The following is a 12,251-nucleotide window of genomic DNA, read 5'->3' as shown; positions in this document are numbered from 1 at the left end:
GGCCCCTGTGGGAGCGAACCTGCTCGCGATAGCGGTGGATCAGCCTGCATCCATGTTGAATGTACCGCCGTCATCGCGAGCAAGCTCGCTCCCACATTGGTTCCGGGGTGACTGCGAATTATGTATCCGCCACAACGCCCCCTGTGGGAGCGAGCTTGCTCGCGATGGCGGCGTGTCAGTCAGCACTTCTGCAAACTGACCCACCGCTACCGGCCACTCAACTGCGCAACACAAACGAGGGGAACAGCTCGCGCAGGGCGGCCCATAACTCCGGCTGCAAGGCCTGCGCCGAGACGCTGGAAAGGTGGGGGTCGAGCATCCGGGCGGTGCGCACCAATTGCACGGCAAATCGGGTGACGCCGCGCTCGCTCAGGCGCCGGGCCAGGGTCAGCAGCCGTTCGGGGTCGAACAGGTGCCAGTGCACCGTCGTGCGACATTCATAATCCACGCCGCTGTCCAGCAGATGATCGAGGCTGCGCCAGTTTGCAGCGCCGCTGCCTTCGACCCGGGTTACATCGAGGGCATCTTCGGGCAAGGCCTTAATGTCGAACCCCACCCAGTCGGCAAGCCCGACCACTTTGGCGAAGGCCGCCGGCTTGATGCCGGCGCTGTGCAGGCCGATGCGAAAGCCCATCTGCCGCACCTCCTCCATGGCTGGCGCCAAGCCGTCCTGCAAGGTCGGCTCGCCGCCGCTGAACACCACGGCGTCGAGCAGATCCTGACGGCGTTGCAGAAACGCCAATACCCGGCACCAATCCACCTCCTCGCTGCCGCGTGGCGGAATCAGTTGCGGGTTATGGCAATAACGACAACGCCAGGCACACCCCTGGCAAAACAGCACACAGGCCAGTTGGCCCGGATAATCGAGGGTGGTCAGGGGCACCATGCCCCCGACCCGTAGCACTCGACTCATGGACGCCCGGCCGCGCGTTCGGTGAAGTGCACCCGCTCGCGGTGCTCGGACTGCTTGCCCGGGTTGAAGGCCGTCACCGGGCGGTGATAACCCATCACTCGGGTCCAGACTTCGCAACGTTGACGCTGTGCTTGTGGAAGGCTTTGCGATGCATTCATGGGTGAAGCTCCTTGCGGTCGATGAATCGGATCAGTGAACGCTGCCTGCCAACTGCTGTTGCAGCAGCAAGGCCTCGTCGCATTTGGGGCAAAACTCGTGTTCGCCGGCCAGATAGCCGTGCACCGGGCAGATGGAAAAGGTCGGCGTGATGGTCAGGTACGGCAGGCGGAAACGTCCCAGGGCCTTGCGCACCAGTTGCTTGCAGGCCTGTGTCGAGGAAATCTGCTCGGCCATGTACAGGTGCAACACGGTGCCGCCGGTGTATTTGCATTGCAGTTCGTCCTGCAGCTCCAGGGCTTCGAAAGGATCGTCGGTGAAGCCCACCGGCAGTTGCGACGAGTTGGTGTAGTACGGCGCAACCGGGCTGCCGGCCTGCAAGATATCCGGGTAGCGCTTGAGGTCTTCCTTGGCGAAGCGGTACGTGGTGCCTTCGGCGGGCGTGGCTTCGAGGTTGTAGAGGTGGCCGGTTTCTTCCTGGAAACGCAGCAGCGTGGCCCGCACGTGATCCAGCAGCTTCAGGGCAAATGCCCGGCCCTGCTCGGTGTGCAGGCCTTGCTGGTCGTCGGTGAAGTTGCGCAGCATTTCATGCAGGCCATTCACGCCGATGGTGGAGAAGTGATTGCGCAACGTGCCGAGGTAGCGCTTGGTGTAAGGGTACAAACCGGCATCCATGTGATGCTGGATGACCTTGCGCTTGACCTCCAGGCTTTCCTTCGCCAGTTCCATCAGGGTATCGATGCGTTGCAGTAACCCGCTGGTGTTGCCTTTGTACAGGTAGCCCAGGCGCGCGCAGTTGATCGTCACCACGCCCAGGGAACCGGTCTGTTCCGCCGAGCCGAACAAACCACCACCGCGCTTGAGCAACTCGCGCACGTCCAGTTGCAGGCGGCAGCACATCGACCGCACCTGGTTGGGTTGCATGTCCGAGTTGAGGAAGTTCTGGAAATACGGCAAGCCGTAGCGGGCGGTCATTTCGAACAGCCGGTCGGCGTTCTCGCTGTCCCACGGGAAGTCATGGGTGATGTTGTAGGTCGGGATCGGGAAGGTGAAGACCCGGCCTTTCGCATCGCCGGCCTGCATCACCTCGATGTAGGCGCGGTTGATCAGCTCCATTTCCGCTTGCAGGTCACCGTAGGCGAACGGCATCTCCTCGCCACCGATCACCGGGATTTGTTCGCGCAGATCCTCTGGGCACACCCAGTCGAACGTGAGGTTGGTGAACGGGGTTTGCGTGCCCCAGCGCGACGGCACGTTGAGGTTGTAGATGAACTCCTGCAACGACTGGCGGACCTCGTCGTAGCTGAGCTGGTCCTTGCGCACATAGGGCGCCAGGTAGGTGTCGAACGAGCTGAACGCCTGGGCGCCGGCCCATTCGTTTTGCAGGGTGCCGAGGAAATTCACCATCTGCCCCAGGGCGCTGCTCAGGTGCTTGGGCGGCCCGGCCTCGACTCGCCCGGGCACGCCGTTGAGGCCTTCGTGCAACAGGGTGCGCAAGGACCAGCCGGCACAGTAGCCGGCGAGCATGTCCAGGTCGTGGATATGCAGGTCCGCCTCGCGGTGCGCCTCGCCAATGGCCTGGCTGTAGACTTCGTCGAGCCAATAATTGGCGGTGACCTTGCCCGACACGTTGAGGATCAGCCCGCCGAGGGAATACCCCTGGTTGGCGTTGGCCTGTACACGCCAGTCTTCGCGGTCGAGGTATTCGTTCATCGAGGTGGCGACTTCCACCAGCGTACGGCGATCCCGACGCAGGCGTCCGTGTTGCTCGCGATAGACGATGTAGGCGCGCATGGAGAGAAAGAAACCGGCGTCCATCAGCACCCGCTCGACGCGGTCCTGGATCTGCTCGACGTTCAAGCGCGTCTGCCCTTCCAACCGCGCCAATACCGCCTCAAGCAACCCCTCGGCCTCGGCTTCGGCATATTCGCCAGTGGCCTTGCCGGCGGCGATCAGCGCCTGGCGGATCTTGTCCGCATCAAAGGCGACCACACTGCCATCGCGCTTGTGCAAGCGGTTACACCCTACTGAGATCAACGTGCTCTGCATTTTGGCTCCAGACACTACATATAGGCCTTTAGATATCTTTAAACACAATATGCAGTGGAGAGTACGGGCAAAAGCCAGGGTTGCAATTGATCGACATCAAGAATCGGGAGTGACTATTCGTCAGGCTGAAAGGTCATTTGGCAGCCCCCTGCCCCCCTGTGGGCGCAGGCCTGTGGGAGCAAAGCTTGCTCGCGATGAACGATGACACGGTCTTGCAGTTGAACCGTGTCGCCTGCATCGCGGGCAAGCCTTGCTTCCACAGGCCCGCTCCCACAGAGGTTACGGCGTGACTGTGAGATTTGTATCCACAACAAATCCCCTTGTGGGACCTGAGCAGTGCTCACCCACCGCTCATGTTCATGAACCGCACAATCTGCACCTCCCCGCCGGGGTTAAAGTCGTGGCGCAAGGGTTTGCCGCGCAGCGCCTGCCGCACCGCCTGGATCACCGGTTGATCGTCCAGCGGGTAACGCCGTAGCAAGCCGCGCAGGTCGAGGGAGTCTTCTTGCCCCAGGCACAGCAGCAAGCGCCCTTCGACGGTCATGCGCACGCGGTTGCAACTGGCGCAGAAGTTGTGGGTGTTAGGGGAAATGAAACCGATCCGGGTATCCGGATGCTGCTCCAGACGCACATAACGCGCAGGCCCGCCGCTGTTTTCAGTGCTGTCGAGCAGCCGGTGATGGTGAGCGATCTCGGCCCGCACCTCATCGCTGGAACAGAACGACTCGCCCCGGGAACGACCCACATCCCCCAACGGCATTTCCTCAATGAAGCTGATATCGATGTGTTGGTCGATGGCGTACTGCACCAGCGCCGGGACTTCATCGAAGTTGCGGCCCTTCATGACCACGCAGTTGAGCTTGATCCGCTCGAACCCGGCGACCTTCGCCGCTTCAATCCCTGCCAACACTTGATCGAGGTTGCCGTTACGGGTGATCGCCCGAAAACGTTCGCCGTCCAGGCTGTCGAGGCTGATGTTCATGCGCTTGACCCCGGCCTCGACCAGCGGCTGGGCCAATCGCCCCAGCTGCGAGCCGTTGCTGGTCATCACCAGTTCCCGCAGGCCGGGCAATGCCGCTATCTCGCGACACAGCCCGACGATGCCCGGACGGATCAGCGGCTCGCCACCGGTCAGGCGGATTTTCTTCACCCCCAGGCCGACGAACAGCCGCGCCAGGCGCTGCAACTCCTCCAGGGTCAACACTTGCTGGCGCGGCAGGAACGTCATGTTTTTCGCCATGCAATACACACAACGAAAATCACAACGATCGGTCACCGACATCCGCAAATAATCGATCTGGCGCCCAAACCCGTCCTGCAACACCGCGTTCATGAAGATCTCCCGATTGAGCCCGTGCTCACTGCACAAGCGGCGAGTCGGCGCCCTGAAGGTGAATGCCGCGAATATCCGCCGCACCGATCAAGGTTTGCAGGTACTGCACCAGCGCCTTTTGCCAAACGCCCTGCTGCAACTGGGTGCGAATTGCTGTCGCTACGGCTTCATAAGGCAACGACTGGCCATCGATGCGCTGGTCGATGCTGATCACGTGCCAGCCGTAGCGGCTTTCCAGCGGTTTGCTGGCCAGACCCGCTGGCAGGGTGAACAGTTGGCGCTCCAGTTCGGGCACGGTCTGGCCCTTGCTGATCTGCCCCAGCGAACCGCCCTGCTCCTTCGACGGACAGGCCGAATACTTCAGCGCCAGTTCGGCGAAGCTGCCCGGGAACTGATCCAACCGCTCCAGCAGCAGCTCGGCCTGCACATGGGCCAGGCTGCGCGCCTCGACATCGTCCGGCGCGCATTCGAGCAGGATGTGCCGCACCGCCAACAACGGCGCACTGTGAAAGCGCGCCCGGTTGCTTTCGTAGTAACGCAGGCAGGTGGCCTCGTCGCACTGCGGCACCTGCACCTCACGTTCAAGCAACAGCCGCGTGGCCGCTTCCTCTTCGTTTTCTCCGGCACTGACCTGCAATGCCAGGCCCAGCTCGGCGATACGCTGCTGGAGCAATTCGCGAATCACCAGGGCCCGAGCGGCCTGGTAGACCGCATCCTCGCGACTGTCAGCCGGGTGATATTGCAGCTCCTGGGCCATCGCCTGCGGGGTGATCGACACCCCGTTGACGCTGATGATCGGCCACTCCTGCTCACTGCTGGCAATCAACTCTGGCGCTTCATCTTCCACCACCGGCCCGGCCTGGGCCGGCTCGAACTGCACGGTCCCAACGGGCTCCACATCGACCACCGGCGGCACTTTTGCCGAAGAACCACAGCCGCCGCTGCCGCCACCACCACCGCCACATCCGCATCCACTCGCCATGATCTTCTCCTCAAAACTTCTGCCGAACGATTTGATAACGACGTCCCAGGTACCAGACCGGCGCACTGACGATGTGAACCAGACGGGTGAACGGGAACAACACGAACAGGGTCAGGCCCAGCACCACGTGGAGCTTGTAGACCAGGCCCACCGGCGCTATCGCGGTAGCAGCTTCCACCGGACGCAACAGCACGGTGTTCTGGGCCCAGTCGGCGAGCATCACCATCACCGAGCCATCCATATGGGCGGTGGAGGCGACGATGGTCATCAGCCCCAACACCAGTTGCACCAGCAACACCACCAGCACGAGGATGTCCGAGGCATTGGAGGTGGCGCGCACCCGTGGGTCGGTCAGACGACGGTTGAGCAGCATCATCAGGCCGATCAGGCCGAGCACGCCAAAGAAGCCCCCGGAAACCATCGCCAGCAGCTGCTTGTTCTCGGTGCTCAGCACATGGTGGTAGATCGCCGACGGTGTCAGCAGGCCAACGAAGTGACCTGCCAGCACAAACAGCACGCCAACGTGGAACAGGTTGCTGGCCACGCGCATGCCGCGCTTGTTCAGCATCTGGCTCGAACCGGCCTTCCAGGTGTACTGGGACAGGTCGAACCGTGCCCAGCTGCCGAGCAGGCAAATCGCCAAAGCGACATAGGGGTAGACCCCGAACAACAACAGATCCCATTTAGACATTGCCCACCTCCCCGGCTGGCGCTGCGGCCCGCCCTTCATGCTGAAAATCCACCCAGTGCAACGGCACCGCACTTTCGTCCCGCGCCTTGCCAGGCGCGTTGGGCAGTGAACTGCAACGGTCCTGCTGTTCGGCCTTCATGAAATCCACCGCCTCTTCTTCCCAGATCTTGTCCAGGGCTTCGAGGGAGTCGTCCCGTGGCTCGGCCTTCACTTGCTCACGCAACTCGGCCACCGCCACCTGGGGTTCGGCCCCGGCGATTTGCAACAAGGCCCGGAAGCAACTGGCGTAGACACTTTCGCGTTCGTCCAGGCGCGCCGCGAGCAAGGCCAGCAGGTGCGCCACATCCGCCAGGCCCTCGCGGGCCTCGAGGCCTTCGCGGGTGGAGAGAAACTCCAGGTACAGCGGGATGTAGTCAGGCAACTCTTTGACGCCGATGGCGAAACCGGCCTCTTCGTATTGCGCCATCATGTCCACCATGGCCTGGCCCCGGTCGCGGGACTCGCCGTGGACATGTTCGAACAGCAGCAGCGACAGGGAGCGGCCACGACCGAACAGCGCGCCGTAGTGCTCCTGGCCGTCCATCAGGTCAGTGCCGCAGATCACCTCGAGCAATTCAAACAGGCCGGCGCGCTGCTGGGGACTGATTTCCCGCGCTTGTGCAATGGCCTGTTCCAGCTCGTCGCGACCGGCCACCAGGGTCTCGGTCGGATAATCGAGCAGCAACGAAATCACCTTGAGAATGCGCATGTTCATTCCTCCCACAACTGCACGGTTTTGATCACGTCGCGGCGGTTGGCTTTCTTGCCGCCGAACATGTTGGTGTCGGAGCTGCCGCTGCAGCCGCTGCCGAAGCTGAAACCACAACCGGAGCGTTCGGCGAACGCATCGCTCATGGCGTCTTCACGGTGGGCGCTCGGTACGACGAAGCGGTCTTCGTAGTTGGCGATGGCCAGGTAGCGGTACATCTCTTCCACCTGGTTCACGCTCAGGCCGACGTCGGCCAGCACTTGCAAGTCCTGCACGCCGTCCACTTGTTCGGAACGCTTGTAGGCGCGCATCGCCAGCAGGCGCTTGAGCGCAAGCTTGACCGGTTTCTCATCGCCGGCGGTGAGCATGTTCGCCAGGTAACGCAGCGGAATGCGCAGGCTGTCGACGTCCGGGATCACCCCGTTCATGCCCACGGTGCCGGCCGCGGCGGCGTTCTGGATTGGCGACAGTGGCGGCACATACCAGACCATCGGCAAGGTGCGGTATTCCGGGTGCAGCGGCAGTGCGAGTTTCCAGTCCACGGCCATTTTGTAGACCGGCGAGCGTTGCGCCGAATCGATCACCGACTGCGGCACGCCATCGGCCAGGGCCTGGCGAATCACCGCCGGGTCGTTCGGGTCGAGGAAGATCTCCAGTTGTTTCTCGTACAGGTCCTGCTCGTTGGCGGTGCTGGCCACTTCGCTGATGCGGTCGGCGTCATACAACAGCACACCGAGGTAACGAATCCGTCCGACGCAGGTTTCAGCGCAAACGGTCGGCATGCCGGCTTCGATGCGCGGGTAGCAGAAAATGCATTTTTCCGACTTGCCGCTCTTCCAGTTGAAATAGATCTTCTTGTACGGGCAGCCACTGATGCACATGCGCCAGCCGCGGCACTTCTCCTGGTCGATCAGGACGATGCCGTCCTCTTCGCGCTTGTAGATCGCGCCGCTCGGGCAGGACGCCGCGCACGCCGGGTTCAGGCAGTGCTCGCACAGGCGCGGCAGGTACATCATGAAGGTGTTTTCGTACTCGCCGTAGATGTCCGCCTGGATCTTGTCGAAGTTCTTGTCCTTGCGCCGTTTGGCGAATTCGGTGCCGAGGATTTCCTCCCAGTTCGGGCCCCATTCGATTTTCTGCATGCGCTTGCCCGACACCAGCGAACGTGGCCGTGCGGTGGGCTGATGTTCGCCCAGCGGCGCGGTGTGCAGGTGCTGGTAGTCGAAGTCGAACGGTTCGTAGTAATCGTCCAGGCTCGGCAGGTCCGGGTTGGCGAAGATGTTCGCCAGCACGCGGAACTTGCCGCCAATGCGCGGGTTGATCGAACCGTCGGCGTTGCGGATCCAGCCGCCCTTCCACTTGTCCTGGTTTTCCCACTCCTTGGGATAACCGATGCCCGGCTTGGATTCGACGTTGTTGAACCAGGCGTATTCCATGCCTTCACGGCTGGTCCAGACGTTTTTGCAAGTAATCGAGCAAGTGTGGCAGCCGATGCATTTGTCCAGGTTCAGGACCATGCCGATTTGTGAGCGAATCTTCATCTCAGTTCTCCTCGATATCAGTCGGCAGTGGACGCGGCAGATCATCGCCACTGGAACCATCGAGCCAATCGACTTTGGACATCTTGCGCACCACGACAAACTCGTCGCGGTTGCAACCGACCGTGCCGTAATAGTTGAAGCCATAGGCCTGTTGGGCGTAGCCACCGATCATGTGGGTGGGCTTGAGCACCACGCGGGTCACCGAGTTGTGGTGGCCGCCTCGGGTCTTGGTGGTTTCCGAACCGGGCACGTTCACGATGCGTTCCTGGGCGTGGTACATCATCACCATGCCTTCCTTGACCCGCTGGCTGACCACCGCCCGGGCGGTCAATGCGCCGTTGACGTTGAAGCACTCGATCCAGTCGTTGTCCTCGATACCGGCGCGCTTGGCGTCGATTTCCGAGAGCCAGACAATCGGTCCGCCACGGCTCAAGGTCAGCATCAGCAGGTTGTCGCTGTAGGTGCTGTGGATGCCCCACTTCTGGTGCGGAGTGATCCAGTTCAGGACGATCTCGGTCTCGCCGTTGCTGCGCTTACCTTTCACGCCGGCGATGGTGCGGGTGTTGACCGGTGGCCGGTAGCTCATCAACTGCTCGCCGAACGCCTGCATCCATGGGTGATCCTGGTAGAACTGCTGGCGACCGGTGATGGTGCGCCATGGGATCGACTCATGGACGTTGGTGTAGCCGGCGTTGTAGCTCACGTGATCGTCTTCCAAGCCAGACCAGGTCGGGCTGGAAATGATCTTGCGCGGCTGGGCCTGGATGTCACGGAAGCGAATCGCCTCGTGCTCCTTCGAGACGGCCAGGTGGCTGTGGTCGATACCGGTGAATTCCGACAGCGCCGCCCAGGCTTTCACCGCGACATGGCCGTTGGTTTCCGGGGCCAGGGACAGGATCACTTCGGCAGCGTCGATGGCGCTGTCGATTTTTGGTCGTCCTTGGCTGATGCCCGCTTCGACTTCCTTGTGGTTCAGCTCACCGAGGAATTTCACTTCGGTGTCGGTGTTCCAGTTGATGCCCTTGCCGCCATTGCCGAGTTTTTCCAGCATCGGGCCCAGGGAGGTGAACTGCTTGTAGATGTTCGGGTAGTCACGCTCCACCACCTGCAGGTTCGGCGCGTTCTTGCCCGGTACCGGCGCCACGCCGGCGCTTTTCCAATCGGTGCCGCCAAAGGGTTGGGCCAGTTCGCCAACGCTGTCGTGCATCAACGGTACGGTGACCAGGTCTTTCTCTACCCCCAGGTGGCCGACCGACATGGCGGAAAACGCCTTGGCGATGCCCTTGTAGATTTCCCAGTCCGAACGCGATTCCCAGGCCGGATCGATAGCGGCCGACAGTGGGTGAATGAACGGGTGCATGTCCGAGGTGTTCATGTCGTCTTTTTCGTACCAGGTAGCGGTCGGCAAGACGATGTCGGAATACACGCAGGTCGAGGACATGCGGAAGTCCAGGGTGGTCACCAGGTCGAGCTTGCCAATGGCGCCCTCGTCGACCCATTCGGCTTCGGTGGGCTTGCACTCGCTGCTATGGCCGATGTCTTCGTTCATCACGCCGTTCTTGGTGCCCAACAGGTACTTGAGCATGTACTCGTGGCCCTTGCCCGAGGAACCCAGCAGGTTGGAACGCCAGATGAACATGTTGCGCGGAAAGTTCACCGGGCTGTCCGGTTGCTCGCAGGCAAAGCGCAGGGAACCGTCCTGCAGCGACTTGACCACATAGTCCTTGGGGTCCAGGCCCGCGGCGGCGGCATCGCGACAGATGTGCAGCGGGTTGGTGTTGAGCTGCGGCGCGCTGGGCAACCAGCCGGCCCGTTCGGCGCGGATGTTGTAGTCCAGGGCGTGCTCGGGGAACTGCGACTTGTCGGCCAGGGGCGAGAGCACATCGTGCATGCTCATCTTTTCGTGGCGCCATTGCGAACTGTGGCCGTAGAAGAAGCTCGTACCGTTCATCTGCCGTGGCGGACGGTTCCAGTCCAGACCGAAGGCCAGGGGTAGCCAGCCGCATTGCGGACGGAGTTTTTCCTGGCCGACATAGTGGGCCCAGCCGCCACCGGTCTGGCCGACGCAACCGCAGAGCATGAGCATGTTGATCAGCCCGCGGTAGTTCATGTCCATGTGGTACCAGTGGTTCATTGCCGCACCGACGATGATCATCGAGCGTCCACGGGTCTTGTCGGCGTTGTCGGCAAACTCGCGGGCGATCTGGATCGCCTTCTCGCGGCTCACGCCAGTGATCTGCTCCTGCCAGGCCGGGGTACCGGGCACCGAGGCGTCGTCATAGTCCTTGGCAACGTTGGCGCCGCCCAGGCCACGGTCAATGGCCAGGTTGGCCGCCGACAGGTCAAACACGGTGGCGACTTTCGCCACGCTGCCATCGGCCAGCACCACGCTGTGCACCGGCACCCGGCGGAACTGTACCGCATCACCGGCCACGTGCTGGAAGTACTCCTGGGCTTCGCCAGCGAAGTACGGGAACGCCACCTCGGCGACGTCGCCGCCGATGAGGCTCAGTTTGAGGTCGATCTCACGCCCCTCACCGCCTTCACGGGGCAGAATGTTCCACTTGCCCTTCTCGCCCCAGCGATAGCCGATGGAGCCTTGGGGTGAAACCAATTCACCGCTGGCATCCAGGGCAATGGTTTTCCACTCCGGGTTGTTTTCCTGGCCGAGGTTGTCGGTCAGGTCGCTGGCCCGCAGGAAACGGTCCGGCTGGAAACCCGCGCCCGGCGCCGCGCCGAGCATCGGCTTGAGCATCACCAGCACTGGCAAGTCGGTGTAGCGCTTGGCGTATTCGGTGAAATAGGCGCTGGGCTTGTCCAGGTGGAATTCTTTGAAGATCACATGGTTGAAGGCCTGGGCCAGCGCGGCGTCAGTGCCCTGCTTGGGGTTGAGCCACAGGTCGGTGAGCTTGGCGACTTCCGAATAGTCCGGGGTGATCGCCACGGTCTTGGTGCCCTTGTAGCGCACCTCCGTGAAGAAGTGGGCGTCAGGGGTACGGGTCTGCGGGACGTTGGAGCCCCAGGCAATGATGTAGTTGGAGTTGTACCAGTCGGCCGATTCCGGCACGTCGGTCTGCTCGCCCCAGACCATCGGCGAAGCGGGCGGCAAGTCGCAATACCAGTCGTAGAAGCTCAGGCACACGCCACCAATCAGTGACAGGTAACGCGAGCCGGCGGCATAGCTGACCATCGACATGGCCGGGATCGGCGAGAAGCCGACCACCCGGTCCGGGCCGTGTTCCTTGACGGTGTAGACGTTGGCGGCGGCGATGATCTCGTTGACTTCTTCCCAGTTGGAACGGATGAAACCACCCATGCCGCGCTTGCTCTTGTACGAGTCAGCCTTGGCCTTGTTCTCGACGATGCTGGCCCAGGCCTCAACAGGCGGCAGGGTCTGCCGGGCTTCGCGCCACAGTTTGAGCAAGGGCTTGCGGATCTTCGGGTACTTGAGCCGGTTGGCGCTGTAGATGTACCAGCTGTAGCTCGCACCGCGGGGGCAGCCGCGGGGCTCGTGGTTCGGCAGATCGTTGCGGGTGCGCGGATAGTCGGTCTGCTGGGTTTCCCAAGTGATCAGGCCGTTCTTGACGTAGATTTTCCACGAGCACGAACCGGTGCAGTTCACCCCATGGGTGGAGCGCACGATCTTGTCGTACTGCCAGCGCGAACGGTAGACGTTCTCCCAGTCGCGGGACTCCTTGCGGGTCTCGCCGTGGCCGTCTGAAAACTCGCCTTGCTTGCGGTTGAAGAACCGCAGTTGATCCAATAAATGACTCACAGTGTCTTCCTCTCAGGCTTGCTCCGCGGGGTCTTCGCCCCGCCCACGCAATAGTTGAATTCG

9 protein-coding genes are annotated in these 12,251 nt (G+C 62.1%); all 9 read right to left on the bottom strand.

What is annotated here, in order from left to right; all coding sequences use genetic code 11:
- Window positions 1-217: 217 nt before the first annotated feature.
- The 9 genes from PSH84_RS17815 to PSH84_RS17775 all read right to left on the bottom strand — a co-directional run bounded on the left by PSH84_RS17815 (window position 218) and on the right by PSH84_RS17775 (window position 12,188).
- A complete protein-coding gene (locus PSH84_RS17815) occupies window positions 218-913 on the bottom strand; it encodes an anaerobic ribonucleoside-triphosphate reductase activating protein (protein ID WP_122566507.1) in 696 nt (231 codons plus the stop codon).
- Window positions 910-1,071: an anaerobic ribonucleoside-triphosphate reductase gene (gene nrdD, locus PSH84_RS17810; RefSeq protein ID WP_014339185.1), complete on the bottom strand. Its 162-nt coding sequence runs from the start codon at window positions 1,069-1,071 to the stop codon at window positions 910-912. The genes PSH84_RS17815 and nrdD overlap by 4 nt, the downstream gene beginning before the upstream one ends.
- Window positions 1,072-1,102: 31 nt before the next feature.
- Window positions 1,103-3,118 (bottom strand): ribonucleoside triphosphate reductase, encoded by a 2,016-nt coding sequence (locus PSH84_RS17805; protein WP_122566506.1) that lies wholly within the window; start codon window positions 3,116-3,118, stop codon window positions 1,103-1,105.
- A 340-nt stretch (window positions 3,119-3,458) separates the two neighbouring features.
- Entirely contained in the window at window positions 3,459-4,451 is a 993-nt protein-coding gene (gene moaA / locus PSH84_RS17800) for a GTP 3',8-cyclase MoaA (protein ID WP_305470843.1), read from the bottom strand.
- Between the two features lie 25 nt (window positions 4,452-4,476).
- Window positions 4,477-5,433: a peptidylprolyl isomerase gene (locus PSH84_RS17795; RefSeq protein ID WP_305481467.1), complete on the bottom strand. Its 957-nt coding sequence runs from the start codon at window positions 5,431-5,433 to the stop codon at window positions 4,477-4,479.
- A 10-nt stretch (window positions 5,434-5,443) separates the two neighbouring features.
- On the bottom strand, window positions 5,444-6,124 hold the full coding sequence (narI, locus tag PSH84_RS17790) for a respiratory nitrate reductase subunit gamma (protein WP_305470839.1): 681 nt from the start codon (window positions 6,122-6,124) through the stop codon (window positions 5,444-5,446).
- The gene (narJ, locus tag PSH84_RS17785; RefSeq protein ID WP_305481466.1) at window positions 6,117-6,872 is read right to left on the bottom strand and encodes a nitrate reductase molybdenum cofactor assembly chaperone; all 756 of its coding nucleotides are present in this window, start codon (window positions 6,870-6,872) and stop codon (window positions 6,117-6,119) included. Before narJ ends, narI begins: the two co-directional genes overlap by 8 nt.
- Window positions 6,873-6,874: 2 nt before the next feature.
- A complete protein-coding gene (gene narH, locus PSH84_RS17780; RefSeq protein ID WP_122566500.1) occupies window positions 6,875-8,413 on the bottom strand; it encodes a nitrate reductase subunit beta in 1,539 nt (512 codons plus the stop codon).
- 1 nt (window position 8,414) lies between these two features.
- Window positions 8,415-12,188 (bottom strand): nitrate reductase subunit alpha, encoded by a 3,774-nt coding sequence (locus PSH84_RS17775; RefSeq protein ID WP_122566499.1) that lies wholly within the window; start codon window positions 12,186-12,188, stop codon window positions 8,415-8,417.
- Between the last annotated feature and the right edge of the window lie 63 nt (window positions 12,189-12,251).

Origin of the sequence: Pseudomonas beijingensis (genome assembly GCF_030687295.1) — a bacterium.
Lineage (GTDB): Bacteria > Pseudomonadota > Gammaproteobacteria > Pseudomonadales > Pseudomonadaceae > Aquipseudomonas > Aquipseudomonas beijingensis.
The sequence above is the reverse complement of the archived record's forward strand: the minus strand, read 5'-3'. Positions and strand labels throughout refer to the sequence as shown.